This is a genomic window from Hungatella effluvii (assembly GCF_003201875.1).
GTDB lineage: Bacteria > Bacillota > Clostridia > Lachnospirales > Lachnospiraceae > Hungatella > Hungatella effluvii.
In genome coordinates, this window is record NZ_QJKD01000013.1 from 99,585 (window position 1) to 121,934 (window position 22,350).

The 22,350-nt window shown below is 50.4% G+C and carries 19 protein-coding genes; 3 read left to right on the forward strand and 16 right to left on the reverse strand.

Going from position 1 to position 22,350, the window contains the following annotated elements; all coding sequences use genetic code 11:
* The first annotated feature begins 69 nt into the window (after positions 1 to 69).
* Entirely contained in the window at positions 70 to 831 is a 762-nt protein-coding gene (locus tag DFR60_RS21790; RefSeq protein WP_110324779.1) for a GNAT family N-acetyltransferase, read from the forward strand.
* A 77-nt stretch (positions 832 to 908) separates the two neighbouring features.
* Here DFR60_RS21790 and DFR60_RS21795 read toward each other — a convergent pair whose 3' ends face one another.
* The 8 genes from DFR60_RS21795 to DFR60_RS21830 all read right to left on the reverse strand — a co-directional run bounded on the left by DFR60_RS21795 (position 909) and on the right by DFR60_RS21830 (position 10,448).
* Positions 909 to 1,541, reverse strand: coding sequence for a GNAT family N-acetyltransferase (locus DFR60_RS21795; RefSeq protein WP_110324780.1), 633 nt, complete (start codon positions 1,539 to 1,541; stop codon positions 909 to 911).
* Entirely contained in the window at positions 1,514 to 3,538 is a 2,025-nt protein-coding gene (locus DFR60_RS21800; protein ID WP_341457989.1) for a M28 family peptidase, read from the reverse strand. The genes DFR60_RS21795 and DFR60_RS21800 overlap by 28 nt, the downstream gene beginning before the upstream one ends.
* Positions 3,539 to 3,682: 144 nt before the next feature.
* Positions 3,683 to 4,411 carry a YebC/PmpR family DNA-binding transcriptional regulator gene (locus tag DFR60_RS21805; protein ID WP_002600287.1) on the reverse strand — a complete coding sequence of 243 codons (729 nt, stop codon included), beginning with the start codon at positions 4,409 to 4,411 and terminating at the stop codon, positions 3,683 to 3,685.
* An 84-nt stretch (positions 4,412 to 4,495) separates the two neighbouring features.
* A complete protein-coding gene (locus tag DFR60_RS21810) occupies positions 4,496 to 5,902 on the reverse strand; it encodes a hemolysin family protein (RefSeq protein WP_110324782.1) in 1,407 nt (468 codons plus the stop codon).
* Positions 5,903 to 6,240: 338 nt separating this feature from the next.
* Complete coding sequence (locus DFR60_RS21815) at positions 6,241 to 6,588, reverse strand: type II toxin-antitoxin system PemK/MazF family toxin (protein ID WP_002600289.1); 348 nt, start codon at positions 6,586 to 6,588, stop codon at positions 6,241 to 6,243.
* Positions 6,589 to 6,892: 304 nt separating this feature from the next.
* Positions 6,893 to 8,077 (reverse strand): alanine racemase, encoded by a 1,185-nt coding sequence (gene alr / locus DFR60_RS21820; protein ID WP_110324783.1) that lies wholly within the window; start codon positions 8,075 to 8,077, stop codon positions 6,893 to 6,895.
* 30 nt (positions 8,078 to 8,107) lie between these two features.
* Positions 8,108 to 9,622, reverse strand: a complete 1,515-nt coding sequence (locus DFR60_RS21825) for an NAD(P)H-hydrate dehydratase (RefSeq protein ID WP_110324784.1) — start codon at positions 9,620 to 9,622, stop codon at positions 8,108 to 8,110.
* Between the two features lie 151 nt (positions 9,623 to 9,773).
* Complete coding sequence (locus DFR60_RS21830; RefSeq protein ID WP_055655681.1) at positions 9,774 to 10,448, reverse strand: redox-sensing transcriptional repressor Rex; 675 nt, start codon at positions 10,446 to 10,448, stop codon at positions 9,774 to 9,776.
* Positions 10,449 to 10,695: 247 nt separating this feature from the next.
* Between DFR60_RS21830 and DFR60_RS21835 the strand changes: the two genes are divergently transcribed.
* Positions 10,696 to 12,633 carry an ABC-F family ATP-binding cassette domain-containing protein gene (locus DFR60_RS21835; RefSeq protein WP_110324785.1) on the forward strand — a complete coding sequence of 646 codons (1,938 nt, stop codon included), beginning with the start codon at positions 10,696 to 10,698 and terminating at the stop codon, positions 12,631 to 12,633.
* Between the two features lie 82 nt (positions 12,634 to 12,715).
* Here the strand turns inward: DFR60_RS21835 and DFR60_RS21840 are convergent, their stop codons facing one another.
* Complete coding sequence (locus tag DFR60_RS21840; RefSeq protein WP_055655319.1) at positions 12,716 to 13,477, reverse strand: SDR family NAD(P)-dependent oxidoreductase; 762 nt, start codon at positions 13,475 to 13,477, stop codon at positions 12,716 to 12,718.
* Between the two features lie 322 nt (positions 13,478 to 13,799).
* Positions 13,800 to 14,951 (reverse strand): cell wall-binding protein, encoded by a 1,152-nt coding sequence (locus tag DFR60_RS21845; protein WP_110324786.1) that lies wholly within the window; start codon positions 14,949 to 14,951, stop codon positions 13,800 to 13,802.
* A gap of 185 nt (positions 14,952 to 15,136) precedes the next feature.
* On the opposite strand from DFR60_RS21845, the gene DFR60_RS21850 reads away from it, so the two are divergent.
* Entirely contained in the window at positions 15,137 to 15,352 is a 216-nt protein-coding gene (locus DFR60_RS21850) for a hypothetical protein (RefSeq protein ID WP_110324787.1), read from the forward strand.
* Between the two features lie 78 nt (positions 15,353 to 15,430).
* Here the strand turns inward: DFR60_RS21850 and DFR60_RS21855 are convergent, their stop codons facing one another.
* The 6 genes from DFR60_RS21855 to purC all read right to left on the reverse strand — a co-directional run bounded on the left by DFR60_RS21855 (position 15,431) and on the right by purC (position 22,255).
* A complete protein-coding gene (locus tag DFR60_RS21855; protein WP_110324788.1) occupies positions 15,431 to 16,705 on the reverse strand; it encodes an adenylosuccinate synthase in 1,275 nt (424 codons plus the stop codon).
* A gap of 24 nt (positions 16,706 to 16,729) precedes the next feature.
* The gene (locus DFR60_RS30190) at positions 16,730 to 16,990 is read right to left on the reverse strand and encodes a hypothetical protein (RefSeq protein WP_146218621.1); all 261 of its coding nucleotides are present in this window, start codon (positions 16,988 to 16,990) and stop codon (positions 16,730 to 16,732) included.
* Positions 16,991 to 17,065: 75 nt separating this feature from the next.
* Entirely contained in the window at positions 17,066 to 17,971 is a 906-nt protein-coding gene (locus DFR60_RS21860) for a LysR family transcriptional regulator (RefSeq protein WP_110324789.1), read from the reverse strand.
* Positions 17,972 to 18,116: 145 nt separating this feature from the next.
* Complete coding sequence (purB, locus tag DFR60_RS21865) at positions 18,117 to 19,547, reverse strand: adenylosuccinate lyase (RefSeq protein ID WP_341457988.1); 1,431 nt, start codon at positions 19,545 to 19,547, stop codon at positions 18,117 to 18,119.
* Between the two features lie 534 nt (positions 19,548 to 20,081).
* A complete protein-coding gene (gene purF, locus DFR60_RS21870) occupies positions 20,082 to 21,524 on the reverse strand; it encodes an amidophosphoribosyltransferase (RefSeq protein WP_110324790.1) in 1,443 nt (480 codons plus the stop codon).
* 23 nt (positions 21,525 to 21,547) lie between these two features.
* Positions 21,548 to 22,255 carry a phosphoribosylaminoimidazolesuccinocarboxamide synthase gene (gene purC / locus DFR60_RS21875; RefSeq protein ID WP_002600301.1) on the reverse strand — a complete coding sequence of 236 codons (708 nt, stop codon included), beginning with the start codon at positions 22,253 to 22,255 and terminating at the stop codon, positions 21,548 to 21,550.
* Positions 22,256 to 22,350 lie beyond the last annotated feature (95 nt).

Below are 22,350 nucleotides of genomic sequence, written 5' to 3' on the forward strand. Positions count from 1 at the left end.
ATACTGTATACACCGGTACTGCGCAGTGCAGTGCTTTAATTTCCTCCGGAAAAGAAAAGGGAGAACACCATGAAAATCATACGCACGAAGCAATTAGACCTCCATCAGCTGGAAGACTTGCACGCCCTCGAAACCGCATGTCGGTCGCACGATCAGACTTCACTCACCTTACCCACGGAAGACGGCTGTCTTTTCTTTCTATTATACGACGAAGAAACGCTCTTATCCGCATTTTCTGCAATTTTTAACGAATTTGAGACATGCAGCTGCAGCGCCTTCACGCTCCCGTCATGCCGGAGGCGCGGGCATTTTACCCGGCTGCTGGAAGAATTGCTGAAGGAGTCGGACGAATGTGATCTCCTCTTCCTGGCCGATGATTCCTGCGCCGACGCGAAGCATACGCTGGACGCCATCGGGGCGGAACTATTAAACCGGGAACATATGATGGAGCTGCGCCTGCCCGCGCCGTCTCCCGGCCTGGACAGCCGGGCGGTCCAATTCTCCCCCGCGCTCAGTCCCCAGGCTGAAGACACGCTCTATACCATCTACGTAAATGATCAGTCTGCCGGCTCCTTTCATCTCATTTTTCATAATGATACCGTCTACTTCTATGGTTTCGAGATTCAGGAACCCCTGCGGAATCAGGGAATCGGAACCCGTGCCGCCGCCGCGCTCATCGAGGAATTAAACCGGTCAGCCAGGTCGCAGCCGGAGGACCTTCCTGTCAGCCGCGTCCTGCTTCAGGTATCCGGGGACAATGAACCGGCGCTTGCACTTTATCGGAGGCTGGGCTTTGCATTTACAGAGACACTGTCGTATTACATGTATTAATGAATAATTGGTTCAATGGTTAACGGGAGCCGGCGCAGGACAGATGTCTGTTTCTGCACCGGCTCCCGCCAGCTTCTCTATACTTCCCGAATCATACAATACTGCTTCAACTCAAAATGCTTCTCCACCACGCCAAATACCTTGAACCCGAAATGCTGGTAAAACGCCACGTTCTTTTCATTGTGCGTCTCCAGTGAGATCATCTGCCTGTGGCGGTCCGCATAATCGATCGCTTCATTTAAAAGCAGAGCCGAGATTCCGTGGTGCTGCATTTCCGGCTTCACGGCCAGATAAATAATATGTAACCGCTCCTCCTGATGGAGCTGGTCCGTCCATTTGGAATTTAAATAGTCCCGTCCCATGGCAAAATTCCAGAACGTCTTCAGTGATGGGTCTTCCTTGATCAGATACCCGTCTGTCCGCAGCGTCGCGGCCGCCTCTGTCAGATAGTAATGCACCGGATTATAGGGCTCCGATTCATCATCCACCACAATGATTCCATTAATTTCCGGGCTGTCCGCGTAGATTTCACACGTCTCAAAGAATTCCTCCATATCGCATTCAAACAGCTCCGGCATCAGCCGTTTCCTCGTGTCTTCATCAGGGATCAGCTTGCAGTACAGAGGGTCTCTGGCAAAACATGCTGTCAGCAGCTCCTTAAGCTTCTCCACATCTTCTCTTTTCACTCGGTACAATCGGTCACTTTCCATGATTCGTTCTCTGTTATCTCCTTTAATTTCTGTATCATTTTTTCTATTGCGTGGTTCATATATTCAATATCGTCCAAATAGCAGGCCAGCTGGTTCTCCTCCACCCGCTTAAGGATCAGAAGCTCTTCCGTAAAATCCTCGTCCTCTTCCTCCAGCTTGCCCTTTAGAAGCTGCACCAGATGAAACAGATTTTCGTGGTGAACGATCCGGCCGGCTCCCCACTGCAGACGCCCCGCCTCCTGATTCATCACGTAATCCGTAAAATGGCGGAACACCTCCTCGCCAAACTGAAATGCATACCGGTTGTTGTCGATCCCGTAGATGGCCTCCAGCGCACACCGCCCATGGCCGTTTTCCAGGCATTCGACAGCGGTCCGGACCAGCTTTAAATTTCTCCGCACAGCTTCCTGCGGAAAGCAGACCTCATCGTGCCAGTCCAGCCTCACGAAGCAATCCTGTTCCTTCTTAAACAGTTTCATCAAAACTGTTTCCAGCTCGCGGCAGTTTTCTCGGTATTCCTTGGCCCGTCTGTAGATTTGTATCTGATCCGGTCCCTGTTTCTCCTTTGCCTCCCGCAAAATACGTCTGTAATTTTCATTTATCCGGCACACCTTCTCATAAACCGCTTTTCCCAGCCGGGCCCCCTCTTCCGTCAGCTCCTTCAGCCTTTCTCCGCCGGCTCCGGTTTTCTCCGAATAGTCGAGATCCAGGCTGTCCTTAAGCGCCAGAAACAGCCTCTCAAAATTAAGGGGCGCTACCGCCGTCCGGTCGAATGCCATGACCAGACATCCATACAGCTCATGATGAAACCGGTATACTGCCTCGTCGTAATAGTCGTCATTGTCAAACTGCGTATGGTAGTGGGTCTCCATGAACTGGCCCGACGTGAAATCGTTGACCATGGATGGAATGCCCGAGATTGCCATGGAAAAATCATCCGACATGGTCTCGACGGGACAGAGCACAGCCACGCCTTCCGGATACACGTCCTTTCCCACACCGGTACCCTTGAGCAGGGACTCCAGAAAATCCGCATACTCGTACACCGTGCGTATAGCGTCCTTTTTTCCGTGTGCGTGAGCCGGCAGTTCAAAATTAAAATCTGCCGCCACCTTTCCACGCCATTCCGGATGGACGACGGAAACCTGCTGCCACGCGCCGGTTGACCAGTCGTATTTCGAATCCGCCATCCCCCACTCCTCTGCCGCCATGGCGCAGAAGACAATGGTTTTTTCCGGGCGGTATCCGCTCTGTATGAGGGCTCTGCCGATCCCCAGCATCAGGGCCACCGCCGCGTTGTCATCCTGAAAACCCGAAAAATAAGAGTCGTAATGGGCCGACAGCAGTATCATGGACTCCCGGTCCCGTCCCGGTATCTCCCCCACAATGTTGTAGGAGACCGCCCCCGTCTTTACTGTCGAATCCGCGCAGAACCAGACCTTCTTTTCACCCGTACCGGCCATGCTTTCCTTCAATGCACGCGCATCCGCCCGTGACATGGAAAATGCAGGCGCATCGGCCGGACCTCCGATATCCTGGGCATTTAAGGCGGTATCATCCACCTCCCCGTAGCCGCCGCCCTGAACGGCGATTAAGGCCGCCGCGCCCCGGATATGGGCCTCATACACAGGAAAATTAATCCACCACTCCTCCCTCTGGTTGATCTCTGCCAAAACCAGCTTGCCGGAGACATCGGCGCCCTCGTAATCCGCCGCCGTCCCCTTACCGCCGCAGACGATGGTGAACTCCTCGAATCCATCGGTGTGAAAATCCGTCTGATACGCCCCCAGCTGACACTCCTTCATCTGACCGGATGCATCGTGAAATCTGAGGATGGCCTGTTTAAACTCCCAGGAATCCAGTGAGATTTCATCCTTTCTCACGCGTTCCAGCCCGATGGCCTCCATCTCCCGGCAGATCATCTCCCCGGTCTCCCATTCCGCCCTGGAACCGGCCGTCCGGTATCCCAGCGCCTCGTTGCACTTATACTGCTCCATCCGCTTTGCCAGATGAAAGGAGTAATCCACATCAACGGCCCTTAAGTATGCCTCTTCTTCCTTCAATTTGCATTCGCCCTCTTCTTTATGCAAAAAGCCGGCTCAGAAAGTATTATTTTCTTAAGCCGGCTTCTCATTTCAATATTATTCTTCCCAGTTGTGATAGGTGGCCTGAACGTCGTCATCCTCGTCCAGAAGATCGAGAGTCCGGTTCATCTTTTTGATCGCGTCCTCATCGGTCAGTTCTACCCAGGTCTGCGGGATCATGGTTACGTCGGCCTCTGCCATCGGAATTCCGGCCGCTTCCAGCGCTTCACGCACCGCGCTGAAATCTTCCGGCGCCGTGATTACCTCGTAGCTGTCTTCCTCCTCGGAGAAATCCTCAGCTCCCGCATCCAGAGCCATCATCATCAGTTCATCCGGGTCCATCTCACACTCTTCCTTGTCAATGATGATCTGGCCCTTTTTATCGAACATATAAGATACACAGCCTGGCGTTCCTACGTTTCCGCCGCCCTTGGTAAAGGCGCTTCTCACATTGGCTGCCGTCCTGTTTTTGTTGTCGGTTAAGGTGTCAACAATAATCGCTACCCCGTTCGGACCATATCCTTCATATGTAATGGTCTCATAATTCACAGCATTAGCGTCGCCGGCCGCCTTCTTGATTCCACGGTCAATCGTATCGTTCGGCATATTGTTGGCTTTGGCTTTTGCAATGACATCGCGCAGCTTGCTGTTATTCACAGGGTCCGGTCCGCCTTCTTTCACTGCCACTGCAAGTTCTCTTCCGATTACGGTGAAAACTTTGCCTTTTGCAGCATCATTTCTCTCTTTTTTGTGTTTGATATTTGCGAACTTTGAATGTCCTGACATTGTTATAACACTCCTTTTCCTTTATCTTCTTCGTCCTGAAAATATTCTAAAAATCAGCATCTTTTCCATTTTAACACCATTCTGTTAATCTGGCAAGGAATTTTCGCTCTCCACCGGGCTTTCCCCGCCATTTTCCGGCCCTGACGGGGTATCCGGCGGAGGCACAAGCCTCTGTACGCGGATGGTGTGAATCATCTTGTTCTCCACCTGAAGAATCTTGAATCCGTATCCCAGGTATTCCACCTCTGTCTGCTCGCCTTCCTGCGGAATGCGGTCCAGCCTCGAGATGAGGAACCCGTTGATAGTGTCATAGGAGTCGTAATCCTCCTCCTCAAATTCGATATCCAGTGTCTTGGCCACCTCGTCTAACGGGGTCATGCCGCTGACAATATAGGAGCCGTCCTCCGACTCGGCAATAAATTCTTCATCCACGTCGTATTCATCCATGATGCTGCCGACGATCTCTTCCAGAATGTCCTCCATGGTGACGATACCGGCCGTCTGCCCGTATTCATCGACCACAATAACCATGTGAATCTTCTGGGACTGCATCTCCTTGAAGAGAGAATCGATGTTTCTCGTCTCCGGAATGAAATGGGCCTCCCGCAGAAGTCCCTCGATCTCACAGATCGGAACCGACGCATTACCGTCGTTCTCCGCGGCAATGAGCGCATCTTTCATATGGAGGATGCCGGTGATGTCGTCAATATCCTTTTCGTAAACCGGGTACCTGGAATTATAGCCTTCCTTCAGGATGAAATTCACCGCCTCCTTTAAGGTCATGGAACCGTCCAGGGCAACCAGGTTCTTCCGGTGCGTCATGATGTCGCCGGCGTCCTTGTCGTCCAGTTCGAAAATATTGGTGATCATCTCCGCCTCTCTGGCCTCTAAAACGCCCTGCTCGTGGCCTTCATTGACCATGGACATGATGTCTTCTTCTGTCACATTTTCATTGTCCGACATCATATCGATCCCGATCAGCTTCAGAAACAGAAATGCTACTGCGTTGATGAGCCAGGTAAACGGCATTAGGGGAACCATGAAAAAGGTGACGACCGGAAGCATGTTATAGCCCCATTTCTCCGGGTTCTGGGCCGCACAGCGTTTCGGAATCACGATGCCGAAGCTGATAAGCAGCACGATCAGGAGAATGCCTACGATCAGAAGGCTTAAGATGGAAAGCCAGGGAGCGGACATGCTGGCCCGGCGGTCCAGAATAAGGGTAAGGCGGCCGCCCAGCTGCTCTAAAATAAAGGCACCGGTGATTATGCCTATGATATTGGTAGATACCTGTATCGTGTTTACAAACCGGGTAGGCCTGTTAACGATATGTAGCAGCTTTCTTGCCTTGTCACTGCCTTCTTCCATCTGATGCTCTAAGTCATTCGTGTTGACGTTTTGAATTGCGGCGCCAAATCCGTAGAATATGGCGTCTAACAGGATGAATAGTAAAAATATTGCCACGCTGGGAAGCGGGTTGCCATCGTCCATTGTCTTGTTTTACTCCTTTAATTGATTGTCATTGGTTGTTGTTGTTTTTGAAAATATTGGGTGTTGTTTTGAATCCGCGGGAGGGGGGAAGCCTTGAGCCGCTTTGGCGGCTCAAGGCTTCGCGGCTGTCGCCGCATAGCCGTAAAGAGGGAAGGGCAGGGGACAAGCGAGCTTGGCCCCTGCCCTTTCCCTCTTTACGGCTGCCCTGCTCGTAGCTATGAAAGATGATACCCTCCTCCCCCTCATTTGTCAAGTATTTACGCTTCTTTCACCGGAATCCACGTTTTTTCCGCAGCTTCATGGAAAACCATTTTCCCTGTCTCTTTCGTATTCCTGAACTATGTATCCAGTTCCAAACTGATTTTTAACGCATAGTCCACTTTCTCCTGAAGTTCCTCATCGATGTGACAGATCTTCTCTTTCAGTCTTTGCTTGTCTATGGTCCTTAACTGCTCTAACAGGATTACGGAATCTTTTATCATATCGCATCTTCTGGTATCGAGTTCGACATGAGTGGGAAGCTTTGCCTTGTTCATCCGGGACGTGATTGCTGCGCAGATGACGGTGGGGCTGTGCTTGTTTCCGATGTCGTTCTGTATGATGAGGACCGGCCGGATTCCTCCCTGCTCGGAGCCTACTACCGGTCTTAGGTCTGCATAAAAAATGTCTCCACGTCTGATTATCACTTTCTCACACTCCGTCAATTGATTTACGTCTATTATTGACCTTTTTTGACTCGTGTATTCACTTAAGTTCTTCTGCTGAATATTTGTAACGATTCAGCCGTGCATCTTCTTGTTTTCGAAAAACGCGAAACCAAGAAGCCCGGGCGTTCCGCCCTATGTCAGTTTATACAGAAAAATGCTTATACAAGCGAGCTTGTGACACATCTTTCTGTATAAACTGCCGCACTGCTGAATCGTTGCCGCATATTCTATGATATGATACGGACATGGATGACGTTATTCGTCCCTTCACTTCCTTTTCGGATTACTTTCCGAAACCTTCGTAAATATCATCAAAATAATCTTTTTTTCCGACCACTTTTCCCGCTTCTATGTAGACTCTTGGGACACGCTTGCCGATGTCGCAGAGAATTTCGTAATGGAATCCGCCGCCGATGCGCGCCAGCTCCTCTACTGTAATTTCTTCCTCTCCGTCTTTTCCGATCAGAGTGACCTCGTCGCCCTCCTCCGTCTCAGGGATATCCGTCGTATCCACCATCAGCTGATCCATACAGACACGGCCCAGGATTCTGGCGCGGCGGCCGCGGATCAGGACATCCGCCCGGCCTGACAACGCCCGGGGATAACCGTCCCCGTACCCTACCGGGATGGTCGCAATGGAGGTCTCTCTCTCTGCCGTAAAGGTGCCGCCGTAGCTGACCGGAGTTCCCGGCGCAATCGTCTTCAAATAGGTTATGGTGCTCTTTAACTCCATGGCCGGAATCAAACGAACCGGCTCCTTCCCCACCTCATCTGACGGATAGAGGCCGTAAATGGAGATTCCCGCGCGGACCGCATTAAAGTTCGCCTTCGGAAGCTCTAAAATTCCCGCACTGTTGGAACAATGCAGAATCGGAATCGTGATGCTCCGCTCAGAAAGCATGGAAACGAACGTGGTAAACAGCTCCATCTGGCGGTCCGTGGCACCTTTGTCCTTCTCATCCGCCCTGGCGAAATGAGTGAAGAGACCCTCGATGCGGATTCCTGGAAGACGGCTGATCCGCACTGTCTCATCCGCCGCCGCTGCAGTCACCGGATAGCCGATCCGGCTCATGCCGGTATCCAGGGCGATGTGGATGGACGCCCTTTTCCCCGCCTGTACTGCCAGTTCCGACAGGCGCGCCGCGCTTTCATAGCGGAAGATGGCCGGGCGGAGATCGTACTCGATCAGCTGGATGAAGCTGCTCTCCGGGCTCACTCCGAGAATCAGGATGGGCTTCGTAATACCGTGTTTTCTCAATATGACAGCCTCCTCCGGGGTGGCCGTCGCGTATCCGCTTACGTAAGAGTCGATGGCACACGCCACCGGTACTGAGCCATGACCGTATCCATCCGCCTTTACCACGCCAATCACCTCAGTTCCTTCCTTTAGATTGGCCCTCATAGCTTCCATATTCTGTCTGATGGCGTCCAGATTTACCGTCTCATAAACTCTGCTGTATCGTTCCATTTCTCTATACTTCCTTCAGATTATTCTGTCTCATGATTTTATAATGTCTGCCAGTACTTCCGTCAGTTCCCGGGCCAGAAGGCCGTGCTCTCCCGACTGAAGCTTTACCAGATCCCCCGCCCGTCCGTGCAGGTACACGCCCATGGCCGCGGCGTCCGATTCCTCCATGCCAAGCGCCAGAAGTCCTGCGATAATTCCGGTCAGGACATCCCCCGCTCCCGCCTTCGCCATGGCGCTGTTGCCGCTGGTATTGATGTAGGTCCGCTGGTCCTTTAAGGCCGCCACTGTAACCGCGTCCTTCAGCACGCAGGTAATTCCATAACGATCCGCGTATTCCCTCGCGGTGGGGATCAGACACCCTCTGATCGCCTCTACCGAACTTCCTGTCAGCCTCGCCATCTCACCGAGATGAGGCGTCACGATGATATTCTCCGTAAAATAATTGGTCAGCTCCGGAAATGCCGCAATGGTATTGAGGCCGTCCGCATCGAGGATAATGGGGACGTAGGCATTGGCCAGCACCGTCTCCACCAGGTTTCTCGTATACGGCTCCTGGCCGATTCCGGGGCCCAGGACGATGACGCTGGCCCATTCACACTGAGCCTCCAGAAGCGTCTGGAAACGCACGGTAGGCGTCTGTGCCTCCTCCGGGTCGTAGGTGGTGATAATCGCCTCAGGAAGCGAAGTCTGCAGGATCGCCCGGTTCTCCTCCACGGTAAAGATCTTCACCAGACCGGCCCCCATCCGGTATGCCGCCATAGCGCTTAACCAGGCCGCTCCGCTCATATTTTTCGAACCCGCGGCAATCAGGACACGGCCGAAGGTTCCCTTATTGGAATATGCCGGGCGGGCTGGAATCATACGGATATCCTCAGCTTCATAGGTAAACAGTTCCGGACTCAGCCGCTCTAAGCTGACCGGCGGAAAACCGATATCCGCCACAACAACGGCGCCGCTGTAAGCGCGTCCCGGATAGAGAAGCGTTCCCAGTTTTTCATAACCAAAGGTCACCGTCACATCGGCCTTCAGGGCAATTCCCATGACCTCCCCCGTGTCGGCGTGAATTCCGGACGGAATATCCACAGCCACCACGTAAGCCGCTCCGCATCCGGGGAGCGTAGCCAGTAAGTCCCGGTACGTTCCGCCTACCTCTCTGGACAGCCCCACGCCAAACACGGCATCGATAATAAGTTCGCAGCGACCCGGTATAAAATCGCTGTACTCAATCAGATTCAGGCCCAGCCGCTCCGCAATGGCCAGCTGTTTCTTATATTCATCCGTCCCGTTCTCCTTCGTCCCTGCCAGAATCACGGTCACGGTGTACCCCTTTAAATGGAGAAGCCTGGCGGCTGCAATCCCGTCCGCCCCATTATTCCCAGTCCCGCAGACTGCCCAGATACGGTCCTTTTTCTCCGCCTTTTTCTGCACTTCGCGCACAACAGCTGCTGCCGCCTGCTCCATAAGCACCAGTGAAGGGATTCCTATGGACTGGATGGTATAGCTGTCCACTTCCTTCATCTGGCTTCCCGATACCAGATATCTCATACCCATTCGCCTTTCCGACTAAAAACTCATCCCTCAGTCTTAACGATCTGAAACTCATCTCTGCATGTTCTCTATTATAATACAAAACTGCCGGCAGGCAAAGAAGAATTTCTCCTTTGCCTGCCGGCACTCATTTCACAAAGGAAATGGGTCAAGATTTGCCTTTTTCCCGCTCCGCCTTTTCTTCCTCTGCCTTGTCCTGCATGCTGCAAACCTTATAGGATAAGCGCATCAGGCTCTCAGAAAGGTGTACGTTCTCCACCACCACGTCATCCGGTACCACCAGATCCGTATGGGCGAAATTCCAGATCGCCTTGATTCCGGCGCTCACAAGACGGTCCGCAATCTCCGGCGCCTTGGTCTTCGGTATCGTCAAAGCTGCAATCTGAACATCGTTATCCCTCACAAACTGCTCCAGATCATCGACACTTCTGATCTCAATCCCTCGTACGACGAGCCCGATAAGACGGGGATTAATATCGAACATTCCCTTGATCAGGAAACCCCTCTTCTCAAAATTCGCGTAATTGGCAATTGCCTGTCCCAGATTACCCGCACCGATAATCACAATATTATGCTGTCTGTCGATTCCGAGGATCTTAGCGATCTCCGTATATAAATACTTTACATTATAGCCATAGCCCTGCTGTCCAAAGCCTCCGAAATTATTCAGATCCTGGCGGATCTGAGACGCAGTAACCTTCATACGGACACTTAAGTCATTGGAGGAAATTCTTTCCACCCCATCCTCCATCAGTTCTCCAAGATATCGGTAATATCTCGGTAACCTCGCAATCACTGCTTTTGATATCTCTTTTTCTGCCACATCTTCACCTTCTTCAATAGTTTGTTTATTCCTTTTCATCCCTCTGTCTTACAGCGGCGAGGGACTTTTCGCTTGTTTTGTTAAATTAACTACTATTATACAGTCATGACAAAATAATGTCAAACAGGTTTTATTTTTCTTGCTTGGGCGTTCCTCTTAATCGTTGCAGTTGAAAAAAATTCCAACCTATATTATACTATTCGTGTTATTCAACATTTATTCGAGCCATTCAAGGGGAGGAACTACCATGATTTTATCATGCAGCAACATAAGCAAGGCCTTTGGAAGCACGGAAATTATCCGCCATGCTTCCTTCCATATAGAGGACCATGAAAAGGCAGCCATCGTCGGCATCAACGGCGCCGGCAAATCCACACTGTTAAAAATCATCATCGGAGAGCTGGCCGCCGATGAAGGAGAGGTCGTAATTTCCAAGGGAAAGACACTCGGATACCTGGCGCAGCACCAGGAGCTGGGCGGCGATAGGTCCATTTTCGATGAGGTGCTGGAGGTAAAGCGGCCGCTGATTGAGATGGAAGCAAAGATCCGCAGACTGGAGCTGGATATGAAGCACGCTTCCGGAGATGAGCTGGAAAACATGCTTTCCGTCTACAGCCGTTTAAGCCATGAGTTTGAACTTCAGAACGGTTACGCCTATCAGAGCGAGGTAACCGGTGTGTTAAAAGGTCTGGGCTTTACGGAGGAAGAATTCACAAAGCCGGTATCGGCCCTGTCCGGAGGCCAGAAGACCAGAGTCTCCCTGGGCAAGCTTCTTTTAACAAAGCCCGATATTATTCTTCTGGACGAGCCTACCAACCATTTAGACATGAACTCCATTGCCTGGCTGGAGGGTTATTTAACTAATTACGACGGAAGTGTCATCATCGTCGCCCATGACCGGTATTTTCTCGACCGCGTCGTCACAAAGATCATCGAGATGGACAGCGGCAATCTTGCCGTATATCAGGGCAATTACACAGCCTACAGCGAAAAGCGCGCCATGATCCGGGACGCGAAGATGAAGGCTTATTTAAACCAGCAGCAGGAAATCCGCCACCAGGAGGAGGTCATTGCGAAGCTGAAATCCTTCAACAGGGAAAAATCCATCAAACGGGCGGAAAGCCGTGAAAAGATGCTGGATAAGATCGAGGTCCTGGAAAAACCGGCGGAAGTCAATGACGAGATGCGAATCCGCTTAGAGCCTAACATCATCAGCGGCAACGATGTGCTGACCGTCCGTGACCTAAGCAAGGCCTTCGGCCCCAACCATCTGTTTAACCATGTGGATTTTGATATCAAACGGGGGGAACGGGTTGCCATTATCGGAGGCAATGGAACCGGAAAGACCACGATTTTAAAGATATTGAACAACCTACTGCCTGCGGATACCGGGGAAATTCGTCTCGGTTCCAAGGTGCATATCGGCTATTACGACCAGGAACATCAGGTTCTGCACATGGAAAAGACGCTCTTTAACGAGCTTTCTGATACGTATCCCAACATGAACAACACGCAGATCCGGAACATTCTTGCCGCGTTTCTATTCACCGGAGACGATGTGTTCAAACGGGTCAAGGACTTAAGCGGCGGGGAACGGGGACGCGTCTCTCTGGCGAAGCTGATGCTGTCCGAGGCCAATTTCCTGATCCTCGATGAGCCGACGAACCATTTGGATATCACCTCCAAGGAAATTCTGGAGGATGCGCTGAACAGCTATACGGGCACAGTTCTCTACGTATCCCACGACCGTTACTTCATCAACAAAACTGCCACCCGCATTCTCGACCTGACGGGTCACACGCTGGTCAATTACATCGGCAATTACGATTATTATCTGGAAAAGAAAGAGCTGATGACAGAGCTTTACGCCTCAGATCCGTCAGGAAATCAGGAAAATGGAGCGGAAGCCGGCGCATCACAGACTCCCGAGGGTTCCGAAGTTAAACAGGACTGGAAGGCATTTAAAGAGGAACAGGCCAGAATCCGCAAACGGCAGAACGACTTAAAGAAGACCGAGGATGAGATTCATCAGCTGGAGACGAGGGACGGCGAAATCGACGGGCTTCTCACCCGGGAAGAAGTCTTCACCGATGTCTCCCGCCTCATGGAACTCAACAAAGAGAAAGAAGAGATTCAGACAAGGCTGGAAGAACTCTATGAAATATGGGAAACGCTTGCTGAATAGGAACGGTTCCACCCGACTCGCTGCCCGCGGGAATAAAAAGAATCCACCGGAAGACGTATCGTCTCCGATGGATTCTTTTCATTTATGGTCTCAATCCGCTTCCACCCTGAAGTGTAATTGTTTCACCCGTCACATAACTCGCGTCGTCCGATGCAAGAAATACGCAGACACGTCCGATATCCTTCTCAGGATCTGCAAATCGCTTGAGAGGAATGCTCTGAATCGTCTGGTCATACAGTTTTGGATACTCATCTTTCCACTTTTCCAGACCAGGTGTCATAGCCAGCGGGCAGACTACATTCACATTGATTCCAAACTCGCCCCACTCTGCCGCTGCCACACGGGACATACCGCGAATTCCCTCTTTGGCTGCCGCATAGGAAGACTGGCCCAGTTTGCCGAACAGGCCCGCTCCGGAGGCGAAATTAATTACGCTGCCTTTTGTCTCCTTCAAATACGGGAATGCCTCTCTCATATAGAAAAACGTCGCATACAGACCGGAATAGATCGCAAGGTCGAAATCCTCTTTCGTGTGGTCCACCAGCATTGTGCCGGACTTGGAAACCTGTGCGTTATTAACAAGACAATCCAGCTTGCCAAAACGGTCAACCGCCTGCTTTACCACGTTCTTTACAGCCGTCTCATCGCCGCCATCCGCGACTACAAACAGCGCCTCGATACCGTAATCTGCTTCCAGATTCTCTCTTGCCTCGATCAGTGTACTCGCCGTACGTCCCGTAATAACGATATTGGCGCCCTCTTCTGCAAATGCCTTTGCAATACCATAACCGATCCCTCTCGCACCGCCGGTAATCAGTACGACTTTACCTTCCATCTTCTTCATGGATGCCGCCTCCTCATTAATAATAAAAATGATTTAATTGTTTTAAATTGAACTAAGATAAGTTTTTCATTTATAAGGTTTTTCTATTTTGTTAAATAATTAACGTTCTATGGTTAGTATATACCCGTTGCCTTCAGGAGTCAAGAGTAAATAAGTATTTTTTTATCGATTAATTTGTAGTGACGTCTTTTACGTCGCTTAGGTTATTCGTATCCTGTTTTCTGCGTCTATTATCTCCTGTCTTCTATCTCCCTATCCTTTCAGAAGCAATAAAAAAACAGGATTGCTCCTGCTTTTTTATTGCTTGTTTTGTTAAAGCCGCTTACCGCGCATACAAAACCTTCCTCAAAATCTCACAGACCTGAGGCGAATCCGCTTCCATAGCGGTTCTCGTATCGTTGTCGCTTAAGTATGCCTCCACCAGCTTACCGAAATAAAACTGCATGTTGTTCGTGTAATAATCGGGGACATCGACGAACTCATCCACATTCCCCTTATTCATGGCCAGATCCACAGCGAACTGGCTGTCGCTGTCAAAGCAGTCAGCCGCGTATCCGATGTATTCTCCAAAGGCCTGGGTCAATCCCTCCGGCCTGCAGAACTTAATCTTCCGGTAGCTTGTATCCAGCTTATGATATACATAGTATGTACTGCCGTCGGACTCTGGCGCGGAAAAATATTCCTTATCCGGATAATAGAGAATCTCCCATCCGTGATCCACAAAATACTTGATCCAGCCTCTCGGAATATGTTCGAGGGCTGCTGTGATCTCCTCTTTCGTCTCAGATGCCACAGATGATTCCTTGCTCTTTCCTTCTATCACGATGTCATAGCGCTTATCCCTCTGGCCATTCTCGTCCATGTAGAACAGTCCAACATACTGATTGGCCGCCATCTGGCCATCCTCGAAGAAATAATACCGTTTCCCGTCGATCGACTTATAACCGGAAGAAGCCATCTCCCCTCTTGTGGAGAACCAGTACCAGCTTCCGTCTTCATCCTGAAACCAGCCCTTCTTCGCAGTGCCATCCGCATCAAAATTGTACCATTTCTCATCGTCATCATTATAGCACCAGCCGATTGCCAAATCTCCCGTCTCCCGGAAACAATAGTTATATCCGCCGATCTTCTGCCAGCCCACAGCCATAAGACCGTCCTTGCCAAAATGGTACCAGTAACCGCCGATCTGTTCCCAGCTGTTCTTCTTATACGTTCCGGCTTCGTCATAATATCTCCAGCCGCCGTCTTCCTGCTTCCAGGTTCCCTTTACTTCATTCCCGGAGTCTGGCTCCGACGCCTGTCCGGCTGTGTTCTCTGAGGTTCCGTTTGCCGGGTTTCCATTCTCTGCAGTTCCGCTCTCTGAAGTTGTGTTCTCTGTTTGAACGGCCCCCGTCTCATCTGCCGCGGCCGCCATGACGCTTCCGAGGCTTAAGAGCATGCTCACTGCAACCGCCGCTGCCCATCTTTTCTTCAAGAATACACACTCCTTCCCTGTCTTTTCACACGTTATCTCCCTCTGATTGTACTATAATCTGGTAAAAAAGTACAGGTCGCAAATCTGAAGTTTTTGTGAACAAATCCCAAATCCTTACCTTGAGTTTCCGAAGTTTTCTGTTATAATAAAGGGAAGTACCATCCCAAAGAAAGCGAGGTGTCCCCATGAAATGGAAACGCCCTCTGGCCATGGCCGGAGTTATATTCATACTGGCCATGTATGTTATCGCCATCGTTTCGGCTTTCTCCAACAGTCCGTCCGCAAATAACTGGCTGATGGCCGCTATCTTCTCAACTGTCGTCATACCGGTCATATTGTATGCTTTTCAACTGGTGTACAAGCTCTTAAATCCTGAGGAAAAAGACAGAAACAACGAATAGAAAAAAGACGGCCATATCCGGATGGTTCTTTCCCGGATTTGGCCGTCTTTCATTTTCTGCCAATGAATAAGGACAGTCTTATCTGTAAATGATCTCGTCTCTCCCCGGTCCATTGGAAACCATGGTGATCGGAGTCTCAATCTCTTTCTCAATAAATTCAATATATTTCCGGCAGTTTTCCGGCAGGTCTTCGTACTTTTTGATACCGCGGATTTCACATTTCCAGCCAGGAAGTGTCTCGTAGACCGGTTTTGCACGCTCCAAACGGACTGTAGTCGGGAAATCCTTCGTAACCTCACCGTCAATCTCATAACCGACGCAGACGTGAAGTTCATCTAAATATCCCAGTACATCGAGAACGGTCAGTGCCACCTCTGTGGATCCCTGAATACGGCATCCATACCGGCTCGCAACCGCGTCAAACCAACCCATACGTCTCGGACGTCCTGTGGTAGCTCCATACTCACCGCCGTCGCCGCCGCGCTTTCTCAGTTCATCGGCTTCCTCGCCGAAGATCTCGCTGACAAATGCACCTGCTCCAACCGCACTGGAATATGCCTTCACAACGGTAGTGATATTCTTTATTTCATAAGGCGCGATTCCTGCGCCGATGGCCCCATAAGCCGCCAGTGTGGAGGAGGATGTAACCATCGGATAAATGCCGTGGTCCGGATCCTTTAAAGAACCAAGCTGGCCTTCCAGCAGGATATTCTTTCCCTCTTTGATGGCATCGTATAAGTATTTTGACACATCACAGACGTAAGGAGCCACCATATCACGGTACTGAAGCATTGTCTGAAACAGCTCCTCCGGGTCGAGAACCGGCTTGTGGTATAAATGCTCCAGCATCACGTTCTTCGTCTCGCACACCTGCGCTACTTTTTCCTTTAAGGATTCACTTTCAAACAGCTCGCTGACCTGGAATCCGATCTTTGCATATTTATCTGAATAGAATGGAGCAATACCCGACTTTGTAGAGCCAAAGGACTTCTTCCCAAGACGTTCCTCTTCATACTGGTCGAACAGAATATGATACGGCATCAGAATCTGCGCGCGGTCAGAGACGAGAATGTGCGGCTTCGGAACGCCCTTGCTTACCAGCTCGTCAATTTCCTTAACCAGGAACGGGATGTTTAACGCCACACCATTTCCGATTACGCTCGTCGTGTGGCTGTAGAAAACGCCGGACGGCAGAAGATGGAGCGCAAACTTGCCATAGTTGTTGATGATCGTATGTCCTGCATTGCTGCCTCCCTGAAAACGGATGATAATGTCGGACTCATTCGCCAGCATGTCCGTGATTTTTCCTTTTCCCTCATCGCCCCAATTGGCGCCTACTATTGCTCTTACCATTTGTTTGTTTCCTCCTTTACTTCACTACGGTTTGCGGGGGGCTTCGATTTTGTTTCGTTCTGCGCCGCTGCAGGCTTCGTTTTTGCTTCGTTCTATCCCGCAGCGGACCTCGATTTTGCTTCGTTCTATCCCGCAGTGGACCTCGATTCCGCTCCGCTCCATACCCGATAAAGCGGGGCACGCTGTCTCGGTCACGGGCTTCGCCCTATGGAATCCGGTAAGCGGCAGTCTGCTTTCATGCAAGCATGACGCAGACTGCCGCTTACCGGATTCCACACTGCTCATTGCCACCGCGTATATCATAGCTCAAAGCACATCATAAGTAAAGTCAATATTATTTATGTTTTCCATAAGTTTCATTTATATCATTGATTTTTCCGGTTTTTCCATCAATAGTTCCAGCAGACGGCCTCCTGCGGGAGACATGGGATTTTTTCGGTCTGTGATGATGCAGAAACTACGCTCCGGCATTCCCTGCTTAAATTCCAGTTCAAACAGATGGCCTGCTTCGATTTCCTTCTCTGCAAACTCCGACATCACGCAGCCGATTCCAAGATTCCTCATGGCAAACTGGACAATCATATCACTGGTCGCCAGCTCGAATTCCGGTTCCACAACGATACCCAGCTTCTCTAAATAATCATCCATAAACCGTCTCGTACTCGTATTCTTTTCCAGAAAAATACAGGGAAGTTCTTTCAGAATACCGTATTCCAGCCTTTTCCCCTTTAAATGCTTAAACTGCTCTCCCGCCACAAAAATATTCCGGATCTTCTTTACCTCAGTGACAGAGACCTCCGGCCTCGCATCGACCGGGGAGCTGACCACGCCGAAATCAATGGTTCCATGACTTAAAAAGCCCAGTGTCTCCGGTGTGGGGCCGTTGGACACCGTTACCTTAACCTTCGGATATTTCTCGTGAAAACGCTCCAGAAACGGCAGTAAATAAAACTGAAGCGTCATATCGCTGGCTCCGATTCTAACCTCTCCCGTATCCAGATCCTGCATCCGCCTTAACATATTCTCCCCATACCAGATATCATCTAAACCCGATTTCACATAAGAATAGAGAAGCTCTCCCTCTCTCGTCAGCCTGACACCTTTGGAGGTCCTGATAAACAGCTTCGCATCGACGGAAAGCTCAAGCTGGCGGATCGCCTGGCTGACGGCCGGCTGGGAGATGCACAGCTTCTCCGCGGCCAGCGTGATGCTGCCTAACTGTCCTACATAATAAAACACCTTGTAATATTCCAGATTGCTGCTCATACCGTATCCTCCTGAAAAGAGCAGAGACTATCGATCGCCTCTGCTCTGAATCCATTCTTATTCTGCGGAAGATCACTGTTTTTATACCCGTCTAAATGGTCTTCCGCTGGCACACATTTATCTTACACATTTATCTTACACATTTTTAGACATTAATCTCAGCCGTCATCCCAAGAACATCCTGATTCGCGGAAAGCAGCGGCCGAATCATTTCATCCAGATAGATCTCCACCTGAGCCGGCGCGCATCCGACATACTTCTTCGGATCCATGTTCTGCTTAAGCTCATCAAGGCTTAAATTGAACGCAGGATCGGCGGCAATCAGCTCCAGGAGATTATTGTCCATACCGTTTTCCTTCACATTTCTTCCGGCCTCCATGGACAGCTCACGGATTCTCTCGTGAAGCTCCTGCCTGTCGCCTCCTGCTTTTACGGCATCCATCATAATATTCTCGGTAGCCATAAATGGCAGTTCCGCCATCATGTGTTTCTCGATCACCTTCGGATAAACAACGAGACCGTCAACTACATTTAAGTAAAGGTCCAGAATACCGTCAATCGCCAGGAATCCCTCCGGAATGCTGAGACGCTTATTCGCGGAATCGTCCAGCGTGCGCTCGAACCACTGGGTGGAAGCCACCAGCATGGGGTTCATCACATCGGACATCACATAGTTTGACAGAGAGGCGATTCTCTCGCTTCTCATCGGATTGCGCTTGTAGGCCATGGCGGAAGAGCCGATCTGGCTCTTTTCAAATGGCTCCTCGATCTCCTTCAAATGCTGAAGCAGACGGATATCATTGGAAAACTTGTGCGCGCTCTGAGCAATGCCGGCCAGTATATTTAAGACACGGCTGTCCACCTTTCTCGAATACGTCTGGCCGGAAACCGGATAGCAGCCCGGATAGCCCAGCTTCTCTGCGATCATCGGATCCAGCTTTCTTACCTTGTCCATATCGCCGTCAAACAGCTCCAGGAAGCTGGCCTGTGTGCCGGTGGTGCCTTTGGAGCCCAATAAACGGATGGAGCCTGCCACATAGTCTAAATCCTCTAAATCCATGACCAGCTCATGCATCCACAGTGTAGCGCGTTTTCCAACCGTAGTCGGCTGTGCCGGCTGAAAATGGGTAAATGCCAGCGTCGGCTGATCTTTGTACCTGTCTGCAAACTTCGCCAGCTCCGCAATCACGTTGACCAGTTTTTTCCTGACTAACGCCAGCGCTTCGGTCATAACAATAATATCCGTATTATCGCCCACGTAGCAGGAAGTCGCTCCCAGATGGATGATTCCCTTTGCCTTCGGACACTGTACGCCGTAAGCGTACACATGGGACATGACGTCGTGACGCACTTCTTTCTCGCGCTGCTTCGCCACATCGTAATTAATCTCATCCTGTTGGGCCTTCAGCTCATCGATCTGTTCCTGCGTAACCGGCAGCCCCAGTTCCATCTCCGTCTCTGCGAGAGCGATCCAGAGCTTCCTCCATGTGCGGAATTTCTTATCCGGTGAAAATATATACTGCATTTCCTTGCTGGCATAGCGCTCAGACAAAGGACTCTGATAGCGGTCGTTCATAAAAATATACCAAGGAGACTGATGGCTTTCGTCATATGGAGGAACCGGCAAGTGACTGATACCGTTTCCACGTCTCCACCCTTTCATTTGATTTGATTTGATTTCAATCCACATTTTGAGGCCAGAATACAAAACCCAGAATGACATAGTAGCTATGCTGCCATTTTATCCGGTTGCCCGGATTGTTTTGACCTCATGTCAGTGGGGGATATCTGCCCGCCACTGCCGCTAAGTTTGTTTTTGCGATTCATCTCCCACCTGTAGAGGCTGGGAGAATTCTCGTTGATTTTTGTTAAATATCATATCATAATATGCTCACAGTTAAAAGCAAAAAATCACAAAATTTACGGTTGTGCCGGATCATATCGAATCTTACCCATCTCACTGCCGCTCTCCCTGCATAAAAGGCGCCGGGCCGGATGGTGACACAATCCGGTGCAGCGCCTCTTTTCTTCTGCGGAATGTCTGAACTACTGCACATACACGTTCGCAGATTTCCGGACTACTGCACGTACACGTTCGCAGACTTCTGAACTACTGCGCGTACTCGCCCCGGATATCCTCCTCAGGCGGCTGGATCGGATACTCACCGGAAAAGCACGCGGTACAGATTGGCAGTCCCTGCGCCATTTCCGTCAGCCGTTCCTGTCTTAAGAAGGACAGGGAATCTGCGCCGATCATGTCGCAGATCTCCTGTACCGTCCGGCCGTGAGCGATCAGCTGGTCCTCGGAAGGAATATCCGTTCCAAAGTAACACGGATGGAGAAATGGCGGAGCGCTGATCCGGACATGGACCTCCTTCGCCCCGGCTTCCCGCAGTATCCCGACGATCAGAGCGCTGGTGGTTCCCCGGACAATGGAGTCATCAATCATGATGACGCGTTTGCCCGCCACAGCCTCCTTTAAGACGTTCAGCTTAATCCGAACGGCCGACTCCCGGCTGCTTTGCTTCGGCTTAATAAAGGTTCTGCCCACATAGGAGTTCTTGACAAAGGCAGTGCCATAGGGAATTTGGGATTCCATGGAATAGCCCAGCGCCGCTCCATTGCCGGATTCCGGAACTCCGACCACCAGATCAGCCTCCACCGGTGAATCTACAGCCAGAGCACGGCCGGCAAGAATTCTGGCCTGATAGACGCTCACTCCGTCAAACACGCTGTCCGGTCTGGCGAAATAAATGTATTCAAATACACATCTCGCTTCCCTGCTCCGGTCCTGAAAGCACAGCCTCGTATCCGATGCGATACCATCCTTCGTAATGGTAACGATCTCACCCGGTTTGACGTCCCTGACGAATTCTGCTCCGATCGTATCCAGCGCACAGCTTTCCGACACCAGAATATAGGCGTTGTCCCGTTTTCCGATACAGAGGGGCTTGAATCCGAAGGGATCCCTGGCCCCAATCATTTTTCTGGGACTCATGACAACAAGGGAATATGCTCCTACAATCTTCTTCATGGCTCCGGCAACCGCCTCTTCCACAGAAGATGTCTTCACACGCTCCCTTGCGATGTGGTAGGCAATGACTTCAGAATCAATCGTAGTCTGAAAAATCGCCCCCGAATATTCCAGCTCCCGGCGAAGATCCGGCGCATTGACAAGATTGCCGTTATGCGCCAGAGCCAGAGTGCCTTTTATATAGTTTAAAACCAGCGGCTGGGCATTTTCCCTGGTACTGCTGCCCGCCGTCGAATAACGAACATGACCCACTCCAATATTGCCGTGAAGACCTTCTAATATCTCAGGAGTAAAGACTTCGTTACACAGACCCATCCCCTTATACGCGTTTACTTTCCCCTTGGGGCCCGCCGTATCGCTGACCGCGATTCCACAGCTTTCCTGCCCCCTGTGCTGCAATGCGAATAATCCGTAATAAATGGTAGACGCCACGTCCCCGTGATCGAAATCATACATTCCGAAGACGCCGCACTCCTCATGTAACTCATCCCCCGCAGTCATATTCAAGTCATGTCTCATGTAGTAATGCCTTTCTGTGCTGTTTACTGGATACCAAGACGACGGAATACTTCTTCATAAGCGTCTTCTACGTTACCCATATCGCGGCGGAAACGGTCCTTATCCAGTTTTTCATGTGTTTCCTTATCCCACAGTCTGCAGGTATCCGGAGAAACCTCGTCGGCCAGAATGATCTGTCCATGGTAACGGCCAAATTCGATCTTAAAGTCGATCAGCTCGATGCCGAGGCTGTCAAAATACTCTCTCATCACTTCGTTTACCTTGAAGGTATACTTTGTGATCGCGTCGATCTCCTCCTGAGTTGCCAGGTTCAGTGCCAGTGCGTAGTAGCTGTTGATGAACGGATCGCCCAGATCATCATTTTTATAGCTGAATTCCAGTGTAGGACAAGCGAACTTGATGCCCTCTTCCATACCCATCTTCTTTGCGAAGCTGCCTGCGGAGAAGTTTCTAACAATTACTTCTAACGGAACGATCTCTACTTTCTTAACAGCGGTCTCACGGTCGCTTAATTCCTCGATGAAATGAGTCGGAACGCCTTCTGCTTCCAGCTTCTTAAAGATATGGTTTGTCATGCGGTTGTTGATCGCACCTTTTCCTACGATGGTACCCTTCTTTAAACCGTTGAATGCCGTAGCGTCATCTTTATAATCCACAATTAATACGTCCGGATCCTCTGTTGTATAAACCTTTTTCGCTTTTCCTTCATACAGTAATTCTTTTTTCTCCATGGTATCCACCAGTCCTTTTCCTGAATTAATTTATAAGTTTTATGAATATAACCAAGGTATTTCAGTAGAAATTATAATACAGTGAAAATGCGATT